17 protein-coding genes are annotated in these 22,425 nt (G+C 55.7%); 4 read left to right on the top strand and 13 right to left on the bottom strand.

The genetic code is table 11. The annotated features are described in order from the left end of the window. Positions 1-73: 73 nt before the first annotated feature. Positions 74-292, bottom strand: coding sequence for an osmotically-inducible lipoprotein OsmB (gene osmB, locus ACMV5I_RS20715; protein ID WP_037375983.1), 219 nt, complete (start codon positions 290-292; stop codon positions 74-76). Positions 293-793: 501 nt separating this feature from the next. Here osmB and araD point away from each other — a divergent pair. Beyond that, positions 794-1,489 carry an L-ribulose-5-phosphate 4-epimerase gene (gene araD, locus ACMV5I_RS20720; protein WP_202672972.1) on the top strand — a complete coding sequence of 232 codons (696 nt, stop codon included), beginning with the start codon at positions 794-796 and terminating at the stop codon, positions 1,487-1,489. 32 nt (positions 1,490-1,521) lie between these two features. Here the strand turns inward: araD and ACMV5I_RS20725 are convergent, their stop codons facing one another. From ACMV5I_RS20725 to ACMV5I_RS20735, 3 genes are read right to left on the bottom strand one after another with little or no spacing between them, the layout of a single operon-like run. Beyond that, entirely contained in the window at positions 1,522-2,268 is a 747-nt protein-coding gene (locus ACMV5I_RS20725; RefSeq protein WP_024486514.1) for a DNA-binding transcriptional regulator YciT, read from the bottom strand. A 48-nt stretch (positions 2,269-2,316) separates the two neighbouring features. Further along, entirely contained in the window at positions 2,317-4,749 is a 2,433-nt protein-coding gene (locus ACMV5I_RS20730; protein ID WP_414825185.1) for a formate C-acetyltransferase/glycerol dehydratase family glycyl radical enzyme, read from the bottom strand. 4 nt (positions 4,750-4,753) lie between these two features. Next, positions 4,754-5,656 (bottom strand): glycyl-radical enzyme activating protein, encoded by a 903-nt coding sequence (locus ACMV5I_RS20735; protein WP_261444875.1) that lies wholly within the window; start codon positions 5,654-5,656, stop codon positions 4,754-4,756. A gap of 147 nt (positions 5,657-5,803) precedes the next feature. On the opposite strand from ACMV5I_RS20735, the gene fsa reads away from it, so the two are divergent. After that, positions 5,804-6,469, top strand: coding sequence for a fructose-6-phosphate aldolase (fsa, locus tag ACMV5I_RS20740; protein WP_021806558.1), 666 nt, complete (start codon positions 5,804-5,806; stop codon positions 6,467-6,469). An 88-nt stretch (positions 6,470-6,557) separates the two neighbouring features. Here the strand turns inward: fsa and ACMV5I_RS20745 are convergent, their stop codons facing one another. The 3 genes from ACMV5I_RS20745 to ACMV5I_RS20755 all read right to left on the bottom strand — a co-directional run bounded on the left by ACMV5I_RS20745 (position 6,558) and on the right by ACMV5I_RS20755 (position 13,278). Beyond that, positions 6,558-8,624: a carbon starvation CstA family protein gene (locus ACMV5I_RS20745; protein ID WP_024486517.1), complete on the bottom strand. Its 2,067-nt coding sequence runs from the start codon at positions 8,622-8,624 to the stop codon at positions 6,558-6,560. 241 nt (positions 8,625-8,865) lie between these two features. Next, positions 8,866-10,800 carry an exoribonuclease II gene (locus tag ACMV5I_RS20750; protein ID WP_414825186.1) on the bottom strand — a complete coding sequence of 645 codons (1,935 nt, stop codon included), beginning with the start codon at positions 10,798-10,800 and terminating at the stop codon, positions 8,866-8,868. 171 nt (positions 10,801-10,971) lie between these two features. Beyond that, entirely contained in the window at positions 10,972-13,278 is a 2,307-nt protein-coding gene (locus tag ACMV5I_RS20755) for an FdhF/YdeP family oxidoreductase (RefSeq protein WP_414825187.1), read from the bottom strand. Positions 13,279-13,482: 204 nt separating this feature from the next. On the opposite strand from ACMV5I_RS20755, the gene ACMV5I_RS20760 reads away from it, so the two are divergent. Further along, positions 13,483-14,379, top strand: a complete 897-nt coding sequence (locus ACMV5I_RS20760) for a LysR family transcriptional regulator (protein WP_046808284.1) — start codon at positions 13,483-13,485, stop codon at positions 14,377-14,379. Here ACMV5I_RS20760 and ACMV5I_RS20765 read toward each other — a convergent pair. Then, complete coding sequence (locus tag ACMV5I_RS20765) at positions 14,368-15,546, bottom strand: CMD domain-containing protein (protein ID WP_121606967.1); 1,179 nt, start codon at positions 15,544-15,546, stop codon at positions 14,368-14,370. The genes ACMV5I_RS20760 and ACMV5I_RS20765 overlap by 12 nt on opposite strands. Positions 15,547-15,647: 101 nt before the next feature. On the opposite strand from ACMV5I_RS20765, the gene ACMV5I_RS20770 reads away from it, so the two are divergent. After that, a complete protein-coding gene (locus ACMV5I_RS20770) occupies positions 15,648-15,797 on the top strand; it encodes a hypothetical protein (RefSeq protein ID WP_202672967.1) in 150 nt (49 codons plus the stop codon). 1,036 nt (positions 15,798-16,833) lie between these two features. Here the strand turns inward: ACMV5I_RS20770 and sapF are convergent. Genes sapF through sapA form a run of 5 tightly spaced genes read right to left on the bottom strand, consistent with a single transcriptional unit; the run spans position 16,834 to position 22,131 of the window. Further along, a complete protein-coding gene (gene sapF, locus ACMV5I_RS20775) occupies positions 16,834-17,646 on the bottom strand; it encodes a putrescine export ABC transporter ATP-binding protein SapF (RefSeq protein WP_046808282.1) in 813 nt (270 codons plus the stop codon). Position 17,647: 1 nt separating this feature from the next. Continuing rightward, positions 17,648-18,640, bottom strand: a complete 993-nt coding sequence (gene sapD, locus ACMV5I_RS20780) for a putrescine export ABC transporter ATP-binding protein SapD (RefSeq protein WP_021806551.1) — start codon at positions 18,638-18,640, stop codon at positions 17,648-17,650. Beyond that, the gene (gene sapC / locus ACMV5I_RS20785; RefSeq protein ID WP_024486758.1) at positions 18,640-19,530 is read right to left on the bottom strand and encodes a putrescine export ABC transporter permease SapC; all 891 of its coding nucleotides are present in this window, start codon (positions 19,528-19,530) and stop codon (positions 18,640-18,642) included. The genes sapD and sapC overlap by 1 nt, the downstream gene beginning before the upstream one ends. Then, positions 19,517-20,482, bottom strand: a complete 966-nt coding sequence (sapB, locus tag ACMV5I_RS20790) for a putrescine export ABC transporter permease SapB (protein ID WP_021806550.1) — start codon at positions 20,480-20,482, stop codon at positions 19,517-19,519. Before sapB ends, sapC begins: the two co-directional genes overlap by 14 nt. Continuing rightward, entirely contained in the window at positions 20,479-22,131 is a 1,653-nt protein-coding gene (sapA, locus tag ACMV5I_RS20795) for an ABC transporter substrate-binding protein SapA (RefSeq protein ID WP_414825188.1), read from the bottom strand. Before sapA ends, sapB begins: the two co-directional genes overlap by 4 nt. Between the last annotated feature and the right edge of the window lie 294 nt (positions 22,132-22,425).

Consider the following 22,425-nt stretch of genomic DNA (forward strand, 5'->3'; position numbering starts at 1 on the left):
ATTTTTTTCAATTAGACGTCAAAGCGTGAACGCTTTTGTCAGCCTATCGGCAGAGGTATCAGCAAGCCGTGGCTTATTTACTCACCTGGTGACCGATGATGCCACCAACAGCGGCACCGCCGACGGTCCCCAACGCGCTGCCGTTAGTCAGCACCGCACCGCCTACCGCACCTGCACCAGCACCAATCGCCGTGTTGCGGTCACGTTTAGACATATTCGAACAGGCACTCAGCGACAGAGCCAGGGTAATCACCACTGCGGCAGTGGCCAAACGTTGATTAATGATCATAATGAGTTCTCCTTAGCATCGGCTATATGGAACTACTTTGCTGGCATAGTACAGCTTAAGTATAGGCAGTAATCAGCAAACTGGCCTGAGACTGTCTTCCAGACAACCTTGAAATAAAAAATGGCATTTATTGCACAAAACAGGGCAATTAAAAAATCAGGGCGGTTTTTTCGCCTTGTTTCAGTATAAATCTCTGACGAGGGATAAATAGGGAAATAGTCTTAATTTAGCCCGGATCGGCAGGCGATTATTCCGAATCAGCCGCCACACATCTTGGTATATCCAGCAGAACTCTACGTGGTCTTTAGCGATCTATCCCATACCGCCCAGTGGCATGCCTGCCGACAATATACCCGTCGTCTTTCAAGTTGCAGCGTTGTTACCTGCGCTATCTCACCTCAGTCACTTACGAAAAGTAAGCTCCTGAGGATGAGATAGCTTGTTGCCTAGCTGCAACTTGAAATTCATAGGGTATAGCAGTAGAGCCGCCACAAGGACAAGATCATGCTCAATGAACTGAAACAACAGGTGCTGGAAGCCAACCTTCAACTTCCGCGCCATCATCTGGTGACCTTTACCTGGGGCAATGTCAGTGCCGTAGACCGCCAGCAGGGGCTGATGGTGATCAAACCTTCAGGCGTTGAGTATGATGCCATGACCCGTGAGGATATGGTGGTGGTGGAACTGGAGAGCGGCAAGGTGGTGGAGGGGAGTAAAAAGCCTTCTTCCGATACGGATACCCACCGGGTGCTGTACCTGAACTTTGCTGCCGTGGGTGGGATCGTTCACACCCACTCGCGCCATGCCACCATTTGGGCCCAGGCCGGATTAGCCATCCCCGCCTGGGGAACGACACATGCAGACTACTTCTATGGTGATATTCCCTGTACTAGGCTAATGCGGGACGAAGAGATCAACGGCCGTTATGAATGGGAAACCGGGCAGGTGATCGTCGAAACCTTCAAAGAGCGCGGGTTGGATGCTGCCCAGATACCTGCGGTGCTGGTGCATTCCCACGGTCCATTTGCCTGGGGCAAAGATGCTGACAGCGCGGTGCATAACGCCGTCGTGTTGGAAGAGTTGGCTTATATGGGGATCTTCTCGCGCCAGTTAGCGCCTGGGTTGGGCAATATGCAGCAGACCCTGCTGGACAAGCACTATCTACGCAAGCACGGTGCGCATGCCTATTACGGGCAGTAACCTCACCACGGGGCCGAACGGCCCCGCAGCCGTTATTCGTTAACCAGATCCAACTTGATACCTTGGCGTTTGAGCAATTGCTGGTAGTCGTTGGCGATGCGTGAATCGGTGATCACCCGCCCAATCTGGCTCATTGGCTCCAATGGATTAGGTTGGATCTGGCCAAATTTTGATGAGTCGGTCAGCACTATGTTCTCTACGCCTTTGGCTAACACCGCATTGACCACGTCGGCACGCATCATATCGCGGCCGGTGAAGCCAGTTTCCGCGTGATAGCCATCCACCCCGATAAACGCCTTGCTGAAGTGCACCTGTTGGATACACATGCGGGTTAACGGGCCAACCACGGTTTCACTCTTCTTCTGATACATGCCGCCGAGTACGATCACATCGCAGTCGGTCTCTTTAAGCAGATGGGCGATGTAATGGCTGACGGTGATCAGCGTGACGCGCTTGCGCTCGGCCAGATAGCGGGCCAGTAAGGCGTTGGCACTACCGCTCTCGATAAAGATGGTTTCGCCATCGTTGACCAACGATGCAGCATATTGTGCCAGCTTCTGCTTAAGCGTGAAGTTGGACATCATGCGGGCATCAACGTCGTCGCTTTCCAGCGCAACGGCAGAACCGTGAACGCGTTTCAGATAGCTGCGCTTTTCCAACAGATTGAGATCCTGGCGGATCGTCACCTCAGAAACGCCAGAGGCGCGCGCCAGCTCGCCAACGCTGATGCGCCTGCGGTCATTCACCAACTGCAAAATGGTTTGTTGTCTTGAATTCATAGCGGCCTGATAGGCGGCCACCAAAGGGTGACCGCAACGATTCACTGATTAAAGAGTATGTTCGGTACGCGCGATAATGTCATCCTGCGCATCTGGGGATAATGCGGTAAAGAAGGCAGAATATCCAGCTACGCGTACCACTAAATCGCGATATTGGTCAGGATGTTGCTTCGCGGCCAGCAGCGTTTCCCGTGACACAATATTATACTGCACGTGCCAGCCATGGTAAGCCTCGAAGAAAGTGCGCAGCATCAGCATCAGTTTTTCGCGATCACGCGGGTTCTCCAGCGTTGACGGGTTCAGCTTCTGGTTCAGCAACACGCCACCCAGAATCGATTCGGTGGGCAGTTTGCTCAGCGAGTTGAACACCGCCGTTGGGCCAAGATGGTCGGTGCCGGAGGCCGGGCTAGCCCCTTCCGCCAATGGCGTATGTGCTTTACGGCCGTCTGGAGTAGCCATGGTGGCAGCACCAAACGGGACGTTGGCCGAAATGGAGGAAGTGCCCGCATAGTAGGTACCACCGATCGGGCCACGGCCAAAGCGGGTGTTGTGATACTGCTTCAGTTCGTCGATATAGGTCTGGTAGGCACGTACCAGCAGTTGATCGACATCATCCACATCGTTGCCGTATTTTGGCGCCGCGTTGATCAAGCGTTGGCGCAGCTGCTCGCCGTCCAGCCCAGCAAAGTCGTTAGCAAGAGCCTGAGCCAGCTGTTGCTGACCAATAATCCCCTGATCGAACACCAGCTTGCGTACCGCTTCCAGGCTGTTACCCAGGTTGGCGATCCCAACCTGCAGGCCGGACACCCAGTCATATTTCGCACCGCCTTGTTTGACGCTCTTTCCGCGCTCGATGCAATCATCTACCAAGGCCGAGCACACAATGTCGTGGGCATTTTCTTCCAGTACGGTATCGACTACGCACTCAATCTCAATCGATTTGCGGGTGTAATAGCGGATCTGCGTATCCCAGGCCTCCAGCACCTGGTCAAACTGGTTAAAGTTGCCCTGAGACAGCCCCAACTCCTGCAGTAGGAAAATCTTGCCGGAGGTGGCGTCGCGCCCTTGCTCCAGTGCTGCCAACATCACGCGGGCAAAGTTGATAAAGCTCATCCCGGTACAACGGTAGCCCCATTTGCCGCCAACGGCGGTTTCGATACAGCCGATAGCGGCGTAATCGTAGGCATCCTGCGGTTCGACACCCAGCTTGATAAACTCGGGGATCACGATCTCATCGTTGTTAAACGCCGGCATGCCAAAGCCGCAGCGGATCACCTGCACGCAGGCGTCGAGGAAATCATTACTGATCCCGGCGTGATAGCGCACGCTGAGGTTAGGCTGCGTTGAACGCAGACGGCCACAGGATTCCAGAATGGTGTAAGAGAGCGGGTTGACCGCGTCACAAGGCTGGCCATTGACCAGTTTCTGGCCGCCGATGGTGACGTTCTGATACAGCGGGCTTCCGGCGGAGGCTTTGGAGTGCGAGCCGGAACGGATCTTGTTCACTTCCAGCAGTTTCAACCAGCAGCTGTGCAGCATCTCGATGGCTTTTTCGCGCGGCAGGCTTTGCTCCAACTCCACGTCACGGCGATACCAAGGATACAGATATTGGTCGAGGCGGCCAAAGGATACGGAGTGGCCGTTGGATTCGATCTGCAGGAACAGCTGAATGAAGTAACACAGTTGCAGCGCCTGCCAGAAGGTCTGTGGTGGTTGATGAGCGATCAGTTCGCAGTTAGCTGCCATGGTCAACAGCTCTTCACGCCGCCAGATGAGTTGCTCTTCCTGGGCCATTTCACGAGCCAACTGGGCAAAGCGCAGGATATGCTCGCTGAGAGCGTCTAGCGAGATGTCGATAGCCTTGAGGAACTGTTCCTTATGCAGGTCGTCCCAGTCCGTCAGGTGCAGGCGTTCACGGCGCTCAGACACTTTCTCACGCAGGCCGCCCAGACCTTTTTCCAGCAACAGCGGGAAGTTGACCGCCAGGTGCGCATCGCCAGACGTCATGTTGCCTTCGGCCTTGATGATCCCGGTAGCCAGCAGGGCTTTTTGCTCATCGGTGAACATACCGTAGCAGCGATCCTGCACGGTCTGACCACGCCACCATGGGCACAGGGTATGCAATACCTTTTTATCCTGTTCGCTGACGGAGAAGCCAGCGCCGGGGCGATCGGCCAACTCGTCAATTTCGCTTTCGATCCAACTGACGGTGTATTCCGGGAAGATCGGCGCGGCACGGAGCTGGCTAGCCTGGTTACCGATAATCAGCTCATCATTCTTGATCCAGATGCTCCGTTTGGCCAAGTGGTTAGCCAACGCCATGGCACGCCTTACCGGCAGCGGTTTATCCTGATGCTGCTGGTAAGTTTCGGTGTAGTGCTGTGCGCGTTCGGTACAGACCGGTGGCTTGACGATATGGATCAGCGCGTTCTTGTGCGCTAGCGTGCGTTCGGTCAGGGTAGTCAGATCCAGCGTTGTCATGGTGTTATCCTCGCAAAATGGCGGTCAGACCTTTGACGCTGGCGTAATCTTCGGCATAGGCCAGCAGTTCGGGGTCGTCTAGTGGGGTACGGGAAGCGTAATAAGGCGCGCCGAGCAGATGGTATTTATTCATCCCCAGCGTGTGGTACGGTAAAAAATGGATCTCTTTGACGCCGATCTCATCGGCGGCAAAGTCGGTAATGGCGCGGATCGAGTTGCGATCGGCGTTAAATTCGGGGATTAACGGCACCCGCACGGTGATCTGAGTGCCAGCGGCGGCCAAGCGGCGGAAGTTATCCATCACCCGTTTGGCGGAGCCTTCGGTCCATTCCTTGAAGCGAACTGGGTCGACGTGTTTCAGATCCGCCAGCATCAGGTCTAGCCAGGGCAGAGATGGCTCGATATAGGACCAAGGCGTATGCAGGCAAGATTCTACGGCGGTATGGATACCGGCCTCGCGCCCGCGTTTGAGCAGTTCAGCCGCAACCTCTGGCTGCATGAACGGTTCACCGCCGGACAGTGTCAGGCCTCCGCCGGTACGCAGATAGTAAGGCTTATCGCGCATCACTTCGGCCATTACCGCATCAATGTCGAGTGCCGTGCCGCAGACGCTCAGCGCGCCGGTTGGGCAACAGCCGTTTAATGCGTCATAATCGGCGGAGGTCAGTAACGAACGTTGCAGGCTCAGGGTGTTGTCGTCAACGCGGGTGATAGCGTGCGGGCAACTCTCACTGCACAGGGTACAGGCTGCCAGACACAGGCGCTCATCAAACAGCAGCTCCTGCTGACGCGAACGGCTTTCCGGGTTCTGGCACCAGCGGCAGCCAAGTGAGCAGCCCTTAAGGAACACCACGCTGCGGATGCCTGGGCCGTCATGTGTTGAGTAGCGCTGTAGATTGAAAAGCATTCGTCACCTGTGAAGTTTAAAATCTTCTTACGTAAATTAAATATGTTTCGAATGAAAGTTGATTTGATTTTAATCAAATGATGGCGGCTTTTTTCGCTTATTATGTTCAGAGTTTGAATCTGCCCACAAAAGAATCAGGAGAAGGTTATGGAACTGTATCTCGATACTGCCGACGTCAGCGCAGTGAAACGTTTGGCGCGCGTCTTGCCGCTGCACGGTGTGACCACCAACCCCAGCATTGTTGCCAAAGAAGGCAAGCCGATCTGGGAGGTTCTCCCGGCCTTGCGTGATGCGTTAGGCGGTACCGGCAAGCTGTTTGCCCAGGTGATGGCCAACGACGCGGAACGTATGGTTGCCGAAGCCGTCCTGCTGAGTCAACGCGTGCCGGGCCTGGTAGTGAAGATCCCCACCACTGCAGAAGGGCTGGCGGCAATCAAGAAGCTGAAATCCATGTCGATCCCTACCTTGGGTACCGCCGTTTATGGCGCTGGTCAGGGGCTGCTGGCGGCGTTGGCCGGGGCAGAGTATGTGGCACCTTACGTTAACCGTCTGGACGCGCAGGGCGGCGACGGCGTTGAAATGGTGCACGAGTTACAACAGCTGTTATCGCTGCATGCTCCTCACGCCAAGGTGCTGGCGGCCAGCTTCAAAACGCCACGTCAGGCGTTGGAGTGTCTGTTGGCAGGCTGTCAGTCGATTACTTTACCGGTGGATGTGGCAGAGCAGTTTATTTCTACCCCGGCGGTTCAGGCGGCGGTAGAGAAGTTTGAACAGGATTGGCAGGGAGCTTTCGGCACGACGCTGATAAGCTAAAATGCATTGAAAAGGGCGGCACCTGGCCGCCCTTGTAGGTATTCGATGAGCCAGTTTCACCGGCTCATCCTGTAGAGTGCCCGTTCAGTTAGATACGCCCGGTTTCCTCACGCAGTACAATCGTGCTTTCACGTACCGTAGGCGTTTTGGAACTCAACGCGCGGCGCACCACGAAGAAGGCCGAAACCAGCATCGTCACCGCAACCAGCATAAAGAAGGCGCACAAGGCGGCGTTAATCTGATTGGCAAACACGATGGTCTGCATATCCGCAATGGATTTGGCCGGGGCGATAACCGTGTTCGATTCAATCCCGGCAGAGAATTTCTTCGCCTGAGCCAGGAAGCCGATGCTCGGTTTCTCATGGAAAATCTTCTGCCAGCCCGCCGTCATTGAGGTGATAAACAGCCAGATGGTCGGCAGAATGGTCACCCATGCGTAACGCTGTTTCTTCATTTTGAACAGCACCACGGTGCCCAGGATCAGCGCCATTGAGGCCAGCATTTGGTTACCAATACCGAACAGCGGCCACAGCGTATTGATCCCACCTAACGGATCCACTACGCCTTGATAAACGAAGAAGCCCCAACCGGCCACGGCCACGGTGGTGCCAGCCAGGTTGCCGAACCAGGAGCGGTTGTTCGCCAGCCGTGGAATGGCTACGCCAACCAGATCCTGCACCATAAAGCGACAGGCGCGGGTGCCCGCATCCACCGCAGTGAGGATAAACAGGGCTTCAAACAGGATGGCAAAGTGATACCAGAAGGCCATCATCGCCCGGCTGTTAAACACCTCGCTGATGATATGAGCCATGCCAACGGCAAAGGTTGGCGCGCCACCGGCTCTGGACAGCACCGACTTCTCGCCCACATCATGGGCAATCTGCGTCAGCGTTTCCGGGGTGACCATAAAGCCCCAGCTGTTAATTGCCTGTGAAGCACTTTCCACCGTGGTGCCGATCAGCGCCGCCGGTGAGTTCATGGCAAAGTAGACGCCTGGGTCGATCACCGAAGCGCAAATCAGCGCCATGATGGCCACGAAGGATTCCATCAGCATGCCGCCGTAGCCGATGAAGCGGATATGGCTCTCACGCTCAACCAGCTTCGGCGTGGTGCCACTGGAGACCAGGGCGTGGAACCCGGAGATTGCGCCACAGGCAATGGTAATAAACAGGAACGGGAACAGTGAACCGGCAAACACCGGGCCGCTGCCATCGATAAAGCGTGATACCGCCGGCATTCTCATTTCCGGCATCGCGAACACAATGCCCACCGCCAGCCCCACGATCACACCGATTTTCAGGAAGGTAGAAAGATAATCACGCGGAGCCAGCAGCAACCACACTGGCAACACCGAGGCGACAAAACCATAAATCACCAGCACCCAGGTCAGGGTGGTGCCGTGCAGGGTAAAGAACGGCCCCCAGTAAGGATGCATGGCGATGTTGCCACCGTAGATGATCGCCATCATCATCAGCACAAAGCCGATCAGCGAAACCTCGGCAATCTTTCCTGGGCGGATAAAACGCATGTAAACGCCCATAAACAGCGCAATCGGGATGGTGGCAGCAATGGTGAACAGACCCCAAGGGCTGTCTGCCAGCGCTTTAACGACCACCAACGCCAGCGCCGAGAGGATGATGATCATCACCCCAAGTGCACCCAGCATGGTTACCACACCGGCAAAGGCGCCCAACTCCTGCTTGGCCATTTCCCCCAGCGAACGCCCGTCGCGGCGGGTGGAGATAAACAGGATCAAGAAATCTTGCACCGCACCGGCCAGCATCACCCCAACCAATATCCAGATGGTGCCAGGCAGGAAGCCCATCTGCGCCGCCAGGATCGGCCCTACCAGCGGGCCAGCACCGGCAATGGCGGCAAAGTGGTGACCAAACAGCACCCATTTGTTGGTGGGAACATAGTCCAGGCCATCGTTATGGCGCTCCGCTGGCGTTAACCGACGGTCATCGAGTTCAAAGACGTTCTTGGCAATAAACCGACTATAGAAGCGGTAAGCAATGCTGTAGCAGGCGACGGAAGCCACCACCAGCCAGACAGCGTTGACGTGCTCCCCACGGCTCAAAGCCAGCATGCCGAAAGCGAAGGCACCGACCAGCGCCACCGCGAGCCAGATTATGGCTGACTTGACGTTTTTCATGTTCCGCAACTCCTTGTTGTGCAGAGGTAGAAAGGTGATTTTTTTAGTTTGTGAGTACGTCAAAAAGTTAACGACTCATTAAACGTAGGAGGTTTAAACGCGGACGGTGGCTGGTCGGATCAGAAATGTGAGCTCAGTTGGAGTTTGCTGAAAGATGCGTGCCATGCGGGCGCAGAATAGGTTGGTGCGGGCATAAAAAAAGGCGATACCGAAGTATCGCCTTGATCGAACACGGATAAAGTTAGGCCACCGGTCTGGCGATTACGCTGCGGGTTTCCATACGCACTTCGGCAATGTTCACCTGCAAACTATCGCTCTGGCGATAAATGACCTCGCCTTTCACCTGTACGGTGCCGGTCTCTTGGCTACACACCATCTCGTCGCGAACCGCGTGGATGAACGGGGCAGGGATAAAGGCCATCGCGCCGTTGTTCAGCAGGCGTACGCGCAGGCCACCACGGGTTACGTCGATGATCTCGGCGTTGAAGCGCTCATCGGTTCCGGCCTTATCCTTGAGGAAACGGGCATACAACCAGTCACCAACGTCGCGCTCAGCCATGCGGTTCAAACGGCGACGTTCGGCCAACTGTACGGTGACGTCGTCCTGCGGTTTTTCCGCCGACTGCTCGCTAATAATGGCTTTCAGTAGACGATGGTTGACCATATCGCCATACTTACGGATCGGAGAGGTCCAGGTGGCGTACGCCTCCAGCCCCAGACCGAAGTGCGGGCCAGGCGTGGTGCTGATCTCGGCAAAGGTCTGGAAACGGCGGATACGGCTGTCCAGGAACTGGGTTGGCTGCGAGTCGAGGTGACGGCGCAGTTCGCAGAATCCTTCCAGGGTCAGCAGCTTCTCGGCATCGGCTTCAACGCCGTTGGCCTGCAATACGGTGACCGCTTGCTCAACCAGGGCCGGATCAAAGCCGTTATGCACGTTATAGATGCCAAAGCCCAAACGATCGCGCAGCACCAGGGCGGCACAGACGTTGGCGGCGATCATGCATTCTTCAACAATACGGTTGGCGGTGCGACGCTGTTCGGTAACGATGTCCAGCACTTCGCCTTTCTCGCCGAGGACAAAGCGGTAGTCCGGGCGATCCTTGAATACCAGCGCATGCTGATGACGCCAGGCGCTGCGTGCATCGCAAACCTGTTTAAGCAATGTGATCTGCTGTGCGATGCTCTCGCTCGGTGGCTGCCAGCCAGCGACTCCGTCCAGCCAGTCAGATACCTCGTCATAAACCAGTTTGGCTTTGGACTCGATTTCGGCGGCGAAGAAATGGATATCGTTGCCCAGCGCACCGTCTGCGGCGATAGTCACGCGGCAAGCCAGTACCGAGCGGCGTTCATTCGGGCGCAGCGAGCACAGGTTGTCGGACAGATCGCGCGGCAACATCGGAATATTGAAGCCCGGCAGGTAGTTGGTGAACGCGCGCTTGCGGGCGATTTCATCCAGATTGCTGCCTTGCTCGACGTAGGCGGTAGGATCGGCAATGGCGATGGTCAACAACAGCGAGCCGTCACCGTTGTCTTGCACGTGCAGCGCATCGTCCATATCTTCGGTGCTGGCGCTATCGATGGTGACGAAGTCCAGTGCGGTCAGGTCCTCACGGACCAGAGCGGTCTCTTGTTCGGAGATCGCGACCATGTCTGGCGCTTCTTTTTCAAGATTATGACGAGCCAGCGTGACCCACCACGGCGCGAAGTGATCTTCACCGTCGGTGATGAACTGGGTCAGATCGGCATTGAAAGTGCGATCGCCTTTCAGCGGATGACGGCGCATTTCGGCGACGGCCCAGTCACCGGCCTGGAAATTATGGGTCACTTCACGCGCCGGACGGCATGGGATCGCGTCTTTCAGCAACGGATGATCGGGGATAATCGACAGGCGATCGTCTTTTTTCTGCACCCGGCCAACAAAGCGCGACAGGAAAGGCTCAACCAGGGTTTCCGGTTCAGCGATTTCGCGCTCTTTTTCGGTATGCAGGGTGGCGACGATACGATCCCCATGCATGACTTTTTTCATGTACGGCGGCGGAATGAAGTAACTTTTCTGCCCGTCGACTTCTAAAAAGCCAAAACCTTTCTCAGTCCCTTTTACTACGCCTTCAACACGCGGGGTTTGAGAGTGAAGTTGCTGTTTAAGCTGCGCCAGCAGCGGGTTATCTTGAAACATATCGTCCAGTGAATGGGTTGTGAGTGGCAAGATTTGCGGCTGACAGTTTTACGCGAATCACTCCTTGCGGGCAAGCCAAACGTCACGCTTTTCCGACGATGGCTCGCGATAATTGAAGCAATACTGCTCTAGGGGCGCGGCATGCTTAGCTGCATGCCATACCCGACCAAACTAAACAATACGCAACGTAGGGGGTTGAGCGCAGCGGCGGATGGCGACGGGAACCGATTTGGAAGTCGGCGTGCCGGTGCCATCACCAAAACTGGCCAGCGGCACCAGCGGGTTGGTTTCTGGATAGTAGGCCGCCAGATTACCGCGTGGGATATCGTAGCTAACCAGCTTGAAGCCGCTGACCTTTCTGGTTATGCCATCGTTCCATAAGGTTTCGATTTCCACCAACTCCCCATCCTGCAGGCCAAGATCGGCCAAATCTTCCGGATGAATAAACAGCACCTCGCGCTGGCCGTAAACGCCACGATAGCGATCGTCCAGTCCATAGATGGTGGTGTTGTACTGATCGTGCGAACGCAGGGTTTGCAGCACGAACGGCGCTTTTTGTGCCCCGATTTGCGGGAACAACGTATCGGGTAGCGGAGCGGCACTGAACTCGGCTTTGCCGCTCTGAGTGGCAAAGCGCAATTCGGCAGCGGCGTTGCCCAGATAGAACCCCCCAGGTAGCTCGCAACGTTGGTTAAAATCGTCAAAGCCGGGAATGGTGGCCTGAATATGCTGACGGATCAGTGAATAATCGTCGGCCAGCTCCAACCAGTCCAACTGTTGGTTGCCCAGCACCGCGTCGGCAATGCCGCAGACAATCGCGGTTTCAGAACGCTGTGTATCTGCCAGCGGTTTGCCGATGCCTTCGGAGGCGTGCACCATGCTGAAGGAATCTTCCACCGTGATGTATTGCGGGCCGCTGGCCTGCATATCCAGTTCGGTACGCCCCAGCGTCGGCAGTATCAGTGCGTCTTTGCCGGTGATCAAATGGCTGCGGTTCAGCTTGGTGCTGATATGCACCGTCAAGTCACAGCGGCGCAGGGCTTGAGCGGTACGCTCGGTATCCGGAGCTGCTGCTGCCAGATTACCTCCCAGCGCAATCAGCACCTTGACCTCACCAAGCAGCATCGCTTCAATGGCTTCGACCGTATTGTGGCCCATCTCGCGGCGGGGGCTAAAGCCAAAGTGTTGCTCCAGGCTATCCAGCAGCGCCTTGGGCGCTTTCTCATCGATGCCCATGGTGCGGTTGCCTTGCACGTTGCTGTGGCCGCGTACCGGGCACAGGCCCGCGCCTGGCTTGCCTAACTGGCCGAACAACAACTGCAGGTTGGTGATCTCGCGCACCGTCGGTACGGAATGCTTATGCTGCGTGACGCCCATCGCCCAGGTGCAGATAACACGCTCTGCGCCTTGGTAAATCGTAGCCGCATGGCGCAGTTGGGTTTCACTCAACCCAGATTGCGTGGTGATCTGTTGCCATGAGGTGGCATCCACCTGAGCCAGATAATCTTCGATGCCAACACAATGCCGATCGATAAACGGCTGGTCGAACAACCCAGGCTCGTTGGCGGCTAACCGCTGGCGGTGGGTTTCCAGTAGCGCCTTCACCATGCCGCGCACCGCCGCCATATCGCCACCCAGGTTGGGCTGGAAGTAGGCCGAGCTGATGGGGGAGGACTTGGGTGTCAGCATCTGGATTGGGTTTTGCGGATCGGCAAACCGTTCCAACCCGCGTTCGCGTAGGGTATTGAAACTGACGATGCGCGCACCGCGGCTGGCCGCGTGTTTCAGGCTGTGCAGCATGCGTGGATGGTTGGTGCCGGGGTTCTGGCCAAACACAAAAATCGCATCGGCATGCTCGAAGTCATCCATACGGATGGTGCCTTTGCCGACGCCGATGCTCTGCTTGAGGCCAACGCCACTGGCTTCGTGGCACATATTGGAACAATCCGGGAAGTTGCTGGTGCCCAGCATCCGACCAAACAGCTGATAAAGGTAGGAGGCTTCATTGCTGGCACGCCCTGAGGTGTACAGCTCAATCTGGTTGGGGTTATCCATTGCCTGGATATGGCTGGCGATCAGTTTTAGGGCATCCGGCCAGGTGATGGGCTGATAGCGATCGGTCTTGGCGTCGTAGCGCATCGGGTGCGTCAACCGGCCTTGATACTCCAGAAAGTAGTCGCTCTGCTCGCGCAGGGTGCTGACGCTGTGGGCAGCAAAGAATGCCGGTTCAACCGCATTGCGTGTCGCCTCCCAACTGACCGCTTTGGCCCCATTCTCGCAGAAGCTGAAGGTGCTGTGGTTGTCATCGCCCCAGGCACAGCCGGGGCAGTCAAAACCGCGCGCTTTGTTAACGCGCATCAGGTTGCGCAGATTTTTCAGCGCCTGTTTGCTGTCGAACACATAGCGGGTGGTGGCTTCCAATGAGCCCCAGCCGCCCGCCGCGCCGCGATAAGGCTTGATTGACGGTTTAAATTTCATGATTTTCTTCGCAGGTGATTAATGTAGCTAAAAGGTAAATGCCTTTTTAAGCATTTTGAGTATTTATGTGGCAAGTCTAGGGGCGTGAGGCCTCGGCGTCTAATCGAATAGAGCAATGATGGGATAGACGACACTTATCGCAACTGCCAGCAAGGCCGTAGCAAATGATATACTTCATGCAGAAATCATTTTCCGGGCCAATACATGGATATTAAGCAACTGATCTACCTGTGTAATCTTGAGCGGGAACGCCACTTTGGCCGTGCCGCTGAGGCCAGCTTTGTCAGCCAGCCGACCCTATCCATGCGGCTGAAAAACCTGGAAAAAGAGCTCGGGGTCTCGTTGATCAACCGTGGCAACAACTTTGAAGGCTTCACTGCCGAAGGCGAGAGGGTCTTGGCTTGGGCGCGGGAAATTGTTTCCGTTTACCAGGGGCTGAAGCTGGAAGTGGAGTCGCTTAAACACGGGCTGAACGGGACGTTGCGTATCGGCACCGTGCCCCAGTGCAGCATTTCGTTAGCGCAGATGTTAAAGGCGGTCAGCGAGCGTTACCCGCAGTTAGACTATCGCGTAGCGGTATTGAGCGCCGATCAGTTGCTGGAAGCGCTAACTGCGCACACGGTGGATATCGGCATTGGTTTCTTTGAGCTGCCAACGCTGAAGGAGCTGCATTTTCAGTCGCAGTCTTTGGCTGACAGCGGTATCGACCTGGTATTTCATCCGCAGCATTTCCCCGAGCTGGTGGGGGAAAGTCCACTAACGCTGGCAACCGTGGCGGAGTTGCCATTATGCCTGGCAGAGCCGACGCGTTACTTCCGTCGTTATCTGGATCAACAGTTTCGTGAGGCGGGCTTGACGCTGCATACCCGGATGGAAACCACCTCGATCTTCCAACTGTTACAGGGGATTTTTGTCGGCTTGGGATGCGGGTTGTTCCCCGGCGGTAACTTGCAGATGGAAATGATGCCGCAACTGCAACGGCGCAGCGTTGCCATTGCGCCGATGTCTCGTCATGCCGCCTTGGTAATCGCTGAGCCAGCAAGGGCCACGCCGCTGGCACAGCACTTTTTTGATGCGGCTCAGGCATGGTTATTGCGCTAAATCGGCTGCCACCGTATCGCCAAGACTGTAACGCAGCCGGTTTTCCCAGGCGTACAGCGCGCTGGTTAAAATCACGTCCAATGCCTGCGACCGATCCAGCCCGCTGTTGAGCAGCGGCTGCACGCTTTGTGCCGTAAATTTCTCAGGCGTTCGCGTCAGTTCGGCCGTCACGCCTATCACGGCAGCGGTTACCGGATCGTCGGCCACCTCAAGCGCGTTATCAATCCCAGCCACTAATGCCAGTGCCAACTCCCGATCGGCAATGTTATGGGCTAGCGTGGCGGCACAGTAATGGCTGCCATTAATGCGTGATGTCACCAGGGCAACCAAAGCCTTCAGGCGTGGAGATAGCCCATCAGCGTGGTGGGTAATGCTGTTAAATACCGCATTGCGCTCATGTAGGGCTGGCGCGTCGTGGGCCAACAGCAGGTAATAAGACTCGCTGCGGGCATCCGGGTGGCTTTGGTCCAGAATGTCGAGTTGCCGAGCTTGGGCCTGCTCGACAACGATCTCCGGCAGGCGAGTTTGCCATGACCGTTCCGTACAGGAAAATCCCGCCGGTTCGGCATCTTCGATTTGGGGAAAACCGGGTAACACCACGGCGGGTCTGCCTGCCAGCGCGGCAATACCGGCTACCACCCGTGCCTGATAGCTAACGAAACCGATGATTTGCGAAAAGGTCACAATATCTTGCGTGCTCAGGCCAACTTCGCCGAGCTGTTGTACAGCCTTAGAGCAAATCAGAGTAGGTTGGCTGGCGAGTTGGCGGGCGTATTGGGTGATTTGTGCCAGGCGGACATTACTTTCCCGTGAAGCATCTGGGCTGTCCAGAGGGGCGAGGCGAGCGGCGTAATGGCTACAAAGCGATTGCACGCCAGTGACCTGTGCCACCGTCAAGGCCGTCGACAGGCGATCGTAAGGTGACAATGTCACTTCACGCGAAACGTTGACTCGATCGGGGAACAGTATCGGATAGCAGGCCGAAGATGCAGTAAAAACGTCAATGCGATGGCTGAGGGCGGCATTCAATCCCTCGTCGCTAAACGTGCCCAGGCCTAACAGAAAACGCTCTCGCAAGCTTGCAGCGGCAGGCTCGAGTGGCGAACTGTCGCCAGAACTACGCTGGGTTTCGTGGTACCACTGGAAAGGGGTTAGGCGATGTTCCATCGGATAAAATCCTTCATCAATACAACAAGCCACCGTTACAGTTGGCAACGGCGGCAGGGTAAAAAACCACGGAGCAGGCGTCAGTCATGGCTGCATAGACCATGACCATAAATAGCGAAACCGGCGGCAAGGATAAGCATCAGTTGCGAGAAGCGTTGGTGGTGGGCGTTGTTCATCAGCGCGATATCCTGTTGTTTGCATGGCTCAACGTAGCGGATATCCTCACCGATTCGATTGGCGAGATAAAATAATGTTAAGTGCTAATTAATAACGTAAAGGAATAAAATATATTGCGGTAGGGTAGATGAGTGCCAAGATGCCATCGCCCGAGCTTCCACTGTCGATGCCCTACAACATGGCTAGTAATTAAGCGTTTACTGGAATTATGTGGCCTTGACGATGTGCATAACGGCACGGCATAACTATGCCGTGCCAAGGTAGTGATGACTTTAGATTAGAGCCACCCACTGCCAATTATCACGGGTTTTGGCAAATAATAGCGATGCGAGTAAGATCTCTAGTATTACCGTTCTTGTCTTTGCATGTCTTTTCGCGATAACAAATTTCTGATGTATAGGCTACATCACGTGTTATGCAAATAGAGTTGGCGCCGCCAATAATCTTTGACGCTTTTGAGGTATTGAGTTTTTTCACAACATATCCTTGATGGCAGTCGATGAGAACCAATCAAATTATTAAAAGTTAATTATTATAATAACAGGAGTATAGCGATTACACGATATCCGTACCCAGCAATAACCATTATTGCGGTTTTTCGCAACTGACACGACTATGTGCAATATCTTCGCCATAACCGAACTTGTCTTTACAATGCTCTACGCGGAAACAGTTCCCAGGACTCCGTTGTTCATAGTGAGTAGTGCAAATGTATCGATGGCCACCGACAATCTTTGACGCTTCCGAGCAGTTGAGCTTTTTCACAGTATATCCTTATGGTAATTAATGAGAGTAAATCTGTACCTACTGATATTTAATCAATTTCCTAAGCGGTGTTATTATAATAACAGACTGACTTTATAATCAATTGGATGCTTCTCGACATAAATCAAGAATATACCGGTAATGTTTATGGGGGCAGAAATAATCCCTACCTAAAATGAATGAAATAATGTTTTATTTTGACTGAATGATGAGTGATTGGTTTGGTCTGCCTGAGCGTTAATTATTCGTGGTTAAGCAGGTCCATATTAACGCTAACAGCCGATGCTAACGAGCAGGTAGGTGGGGAAACGGGCGCAGTTGCGCGCCCGGAGGAAGTCAGCGAAATTAAAACCTGCCGCCGTCACGTCGCCAGGCATCGGCAGTGAGCGCTTCGCCAAAGTGGCTGGCGATCAGCCGCTTGGTGAGGTCGTGCAGCGGTGCGGCCAGCACTTCGGCGGTGCTGCCGCGCTCCACGATTTCCCCTTCATGCATCACCATCACCTGGTCGCTGATATGCTTCATCATCCCCAGATGCTGAGTCACATAAATGTAGGCGATGCCGTGCTTTTCCTGGAGCTCCAGCATCAGGTTGATGATCTGCGAACGCATCGACATATCCAGCGAAGCCAGCGCCTCGTCGGCAACAATCACCTTGGGTTGCAGGATCAACGCCCGTGCCAGCGCGACACGTTGTTTCTGCCCAGAGGCCAGCATATGCGGGTAATAATAAGCGTGGTCTGGCAACATCCCCACCTGGCGCAGGGTCTGATTGATCCGCACCTCGCGCTCTGCGGCTTCCAGATCGGTATTCAAACGTAGCGGTGCATCAAGCAACTGACCGATGCGCTGACGTGGGTTGAGCGAGGTGCTCGGATCCTGGAAAATCATGCGGATACGCTGGCTACGGTAGCGGTAATCGCCATAGACCAGCGGATGGTCGTCAATCAGTACTTCACCCGAGGAGGGTTCCACCATACCGGAAAGCATTTTCGCCAAGGTTGACTTACCCGAGCCGTTTTCACCGATGATCGCCAGCGTCTGGCCCTCACGCAGGGTAAAACTGACTGACTTGACCGCCTCCACATGCTGGCGGCGGAACAGCCCGGTGCGATAGCGGTAGGTTTTGGTCAGGTTGCGCACTTCCAACAGCGTTTCCATGTTATTGCTCCTCCATGTTCAGCGGGAAGTGGCAGGCGAACAGGTGATTCTTCACCGGGCGCAGGCGTGGGGTTTCAATACATTGCTTTTGCGCATACGGGCAGCGCGGCCCCAGGCGACAGCCGATTGGCAGATGCTCCAATGAGGGGATCGCTCCCGGCAGCGTATTCAGACGGCTCTTATGCGGCAGTGAACGGCCAAAGTCCGGCATAGCGCGGATCAGCGCCTGGGTATAAGGATGATGAGGGGCGGCAAGCAGGTCTTCACATTGCGCACTCTCCACCGTCTGGCCGCAGTACAGCACGTTAACCCGGTCGGCCCACTTGCTCATCATCTGCAAATCGTGGCTGATCAGCAGGATGGTGGTGTTATTGTTTTGGTTCAGACGCGCCAGCAGACGGAAGATCTGCGCCTGCGTGGTGGGTTCCATGGCGTTGGTTGGCTCATCGGCGATCAGCAATCTTGGCTGATTGGCCAACGCAATGGCGATCATTACTTTCTGGCATTCCCCTTCGGTGAGTTCGTAAGGGAAGCTGCCCATGATATCGAGATGGTCCTTGATACCGACGCGGTGCAACAGCTCAATCGCCCGCCGTTTGCGCCAGTTAAAGCGCTGCCACCAACGGCCCTTGTAAGTCCAGCCGGGAATGGCCTGAGCCAACTGGCGGCCAATGCTTTCGGAAGGATCAAGGCAGGACTGCGGCTCCTGGAAGATCATCGAAACGTTGTGGCCCACCAGTTTGCGCCGTTCACGCGGGCTAAGCTGCAACAGGTCGATATCGTCAAAGCGGAAGCGGTCGGCGGTGACGCGCCAGTTATCTTTGGTCACGCCGCATATGGCTTTGGCGATCAGGCTTTTTCCTGAGCCGGATTCGCCTACCAGGCCGCGCACTTCACCTTCTGTCAGCGTCATACTGACGCGATCGACGGCCTTCACCGGCCCTTCGGCGGTCATAAATTCAATCGTCAGATTGCGGATATCGAGTAACGGCATTATTCCACTCCCGCATTGATCGCGCGGCGTATTCCGTCGCCCAACAGGTTAACCAGCAATACGCTGATCAGAATAGCGGCACCGGGCAGCATCACGGTCCAAGGTGCGACATAGACCAACTCCAACGAGTCGCCTAACATGGCTCCCCATTCCGGGGAAGGCAACTGCGCCCCCAGATCGAGGAAGCCCAACGCCGCGATGTCGAGAATGGCCATCGACAACGCGCGGGTGAATTCGGTGATCAGTACGGCGGCAATGTTCGGCACCACGGCGTACCACAGGATCTGCATCGTCGAAGCTCCATCCAGACGGGCTGCGACCACATACTCTTTTTCCAGCTCATCGTGCACTGCGCTGTAGATGGTACGCACCATCCGTGGCAACAGTGCCAGCCAAACGGCCAGCATGGCGTGTTCCAGCTTCGGCCCAAGGAAGGCCACCACGATAATCGCCAGCAGCAGTGAAGGGATGGAGAGCAGGGTATCGAGAATATGGTTGAGCATCGCAGACAGCAGACCATGGGTGACCCCGGCAAACACCCCCAGGATCACGCCACATAGGGCGGCGGCGATGGTCACAATCAGTGCCGAACCATAGGTGGCGGCGGTGCCGGTCAGCAAACGGCTAAGGATATCGCGGCCGAGATCGTCGGTGCCCAGGAAGAACGACACGTTGCCGTAGCGTGACCAGGACGGTGGTAGCAACTGATATCCCAGGAATTGCTGATCGAGGGCGTAAGGTGCCAGCAGGCTGCCGAACAGGGAAAGCAGCAGCAGGCCGATCACCCCATAAAAACCAATCATCGCCAAAGTGTCGCCATAGAAAATCCGCCAGGTATAGAGCAGCGGGCTAGGCATTTTCTTTTCGCGGTATACGTTATCGAAGGGCATACCATTCCTTATGTTTCAGCGGGTTGGTCGCCGCGCCCAGAATGTCGGCAAGCACGTTAATGGTGATCACTAGCGTGCCGATCACCATCACGCCAGCGGAGATGGCTGCGTAGTCCTGTTGGCGGATGGCATTGATCAGCCAGCGCCCCAGCCCTGGCCAACTGAACACCACCTCGGTGATCATGGCCAGCGTGAGCATGGTAGAAAATTGCAGACCGAGTTTTGGGATGATCGGTGGTAACGCGTTGTGCAACACGTGACGGCGGATAATGGTGAAGCGTGACAGGCCACGTGTAGCGGCAGCCTTGATGTAGTTCTGGCTGAGGACATCGTCGGTGCTGATGCGCATCAGGCGGATCACCTCGGTGATTGGGGCCACCGCCAGAGCGGCAATCGGCAGCACCATATGGCGCAGTGCACTGGCAATCATCTCATTGCGATAAGGCGAATCGGACAGCCAGGCGTCAACCAGTGCCAGACCGGTGACCTGCTTGACCTGATACAGCAGATCGAAACGGCCTGACACCGGCAACCAGCCAAGATGCAGTGAAAAATAGAGCATCAATAGCAGCGCCAGCCAGAACACCGGAATGGAAAAGCCCAGCAGGGCAAAGGTACTGATGGCGGTATCCTGCCACTTGCCGCGCATCACACCGGCAATAATGCCCAGCGGAATGCCGATAAACAGGGCCAGCGTGAAGGCTAAAATGCACAGTTCCATGGTGGCCGGGAACACTTCGCGCAGCTGTTCGCTGATCGCCTGGCCGTTGATGCTGGAAACGCCAAAGTCCCAGTGCAGCAGGCTGACGAAATAGAACTGGTAGGCATCCAGCAAGGCGGCACCGTTTAACGGCGCGCGCGGGGTAAAGTAGCTCAGGCTGAAGCTGACCAGCGTCAGGAAGAACAGCGTGATCAGCAGCAACAGAATGCGGCGTAAGGTAAAGATAATCACTTTTTCGCGGCCTCCGCCGGTTCACGGTACACCCCGGCAAATGATGAGTTGCCGAACGGGCTCAACACCAGTCCTTTAATATCATAACGGTAGGCCTGCAAACGCAAAGAGGAGGCCAGCGGCAATACCGGCAACTGCTGTTCGAGGATCTTCTGCGCCATCTGATAATGCTCGATACGCTGTGATAACTGCTGTGACAACAAGGCATCCTGCAACTGTTCATCAAAAGCGGGATCACACCAGTGAGCATAGTTGGTTTGCGAACGGATTGCCGCACAGCTCAGCAGCGGGCGGAAGAAGCTGTCAGGATCGTTACTGTCGGTTGACCAGCCTGTGAGCGTCAGATCGTGGTTCATCTCCATCAGTCGGGCTTCCTGGAAGCGGCCCTCTACCGGCACGATGGTGACATTAATGCCGACCTGAGCCAAATCTGCCTGTAACAGCTCCGCCGTTTTCAACGGGCTAGGGTTATAGGATTGTGATGCGGTAGGCACCCACAGCTTCAGATCCAGTGGCCCCACACCGGCTTCGCGTAGCATCTCTCTCGCCTTGGCCGGATCGTATTCGGTAACGTGGGCATCATTATCATAGGCCCAGGAGGCGCGCGGCAGGATCGAGGCGGCGGTCTCTGCGGTGCCGTAATAGATCGACTGCATCAGGCGTTGGTTGTTAATGGCTAACGCAATGGCCTGGCGCACCTTCAGGTTATCCAGCGGCGGCTTGCGGGTGTTGAAGGCCAGATAGGCGATATTCATCCCTGGGCGCAGCGTCAGGCGTAAACGCGGATCGTCGCGCAGGATCGAAAGCTGGCTGGCAGCGGGGTAGGCCAATACGTCGCACTCGCCGGTCAGCAATTTGGACAAGCGGCCCGTACCCCCGGCCCCCATGTCGATCACCACCTGCGGCATGCGCGGTTTCCCTTTCCAGTAAACGTCATTGCGTGCCAGACGGATATATTGCCCGGAACGGTATTCGTTCAACAAGAATGGGCCGGTGCCGACCGGTTCACGATCGATCATTTCCTGGGTGCCATCCAGCGTCAGGTTGTCGGCATACTCTGCCGATAGCACCGGCGCATAATGGGTTGCCAGATGCCATAGGAAGGACGCATCCGGTGCCTGCAAGCGGAACTCGACGGTGTATTGGTCCAGCTTTTTAACGCTTTGCACAGAGTCGGCAAACTGCAAACTATCGAAGTACGGGTATTCACCGCCGTTGACATTGTGGAACGGATGCTTCTGGTCAAACACCCGCTGAAAGCTAAACACTACATCGTCGGCGTTCATTTTGCGGGTGGGTTGGAACCAGGCGGTGGTCTGGAAAGGCACATCCCGGCGCAGGTGGAAACGGTAGGTAGCGCCGTTGTCCAGCACTTCCCAGCTTTCCGCCAGTTCCGGGATCAGGCGGTAAGTGTAGGGGTCGACATCCAGTAGCCGATCGTAAAGCTGGGCGGCGAGGGTATCGACCGTCAGACCGCTGCTGGCCATCTGCGGATTGAAGGTGTTCAGTATGCCGCTGACGCAATAGACAAAGCCGCTCTGGCGGATGTCTGCTGGCGGTGGTGCTGCGCTGGGCACAGCCGGTGTCGCGGCCAGGGCAGACGTTGCCAGGCAGCCGAGCGACATTATCCAAAGAGGTAAACCACGCATAGACGCTTCATGGGTTATTAAGCAATAACGTTAGTGTATCGCACTCTGACCAACAGCCCAATTCCTTGAGCAAAATGGCTGAAATTTCGGCGGTTTGGTTAAGCTTGCCGCTGTTTTTTGGCGTGTCGGCCTCAGCCCGAAATCCGTGCTGGTGGATAATTACCCAAGCTTAGTGTGGTAATGAGAAAAATTCTCAACAAATTGCTTTACAGATGATACTGATAACCATTATCATCATTTGGCAGTTCACGGAAGGCCACACCTTGTGGCCCTTTGTGGAAGGCACGACATTGC

The sequence above is a fragment of the Serratia sp. T13T92 genome, assembly GCF_047530105.1.
Taxonomy (GTDB): Bacteria; Pseudomonadota; Gammaproteobacteria; order Enterobacterales; family Enterobacteriaceae; genus Chania; species Chania fonticola.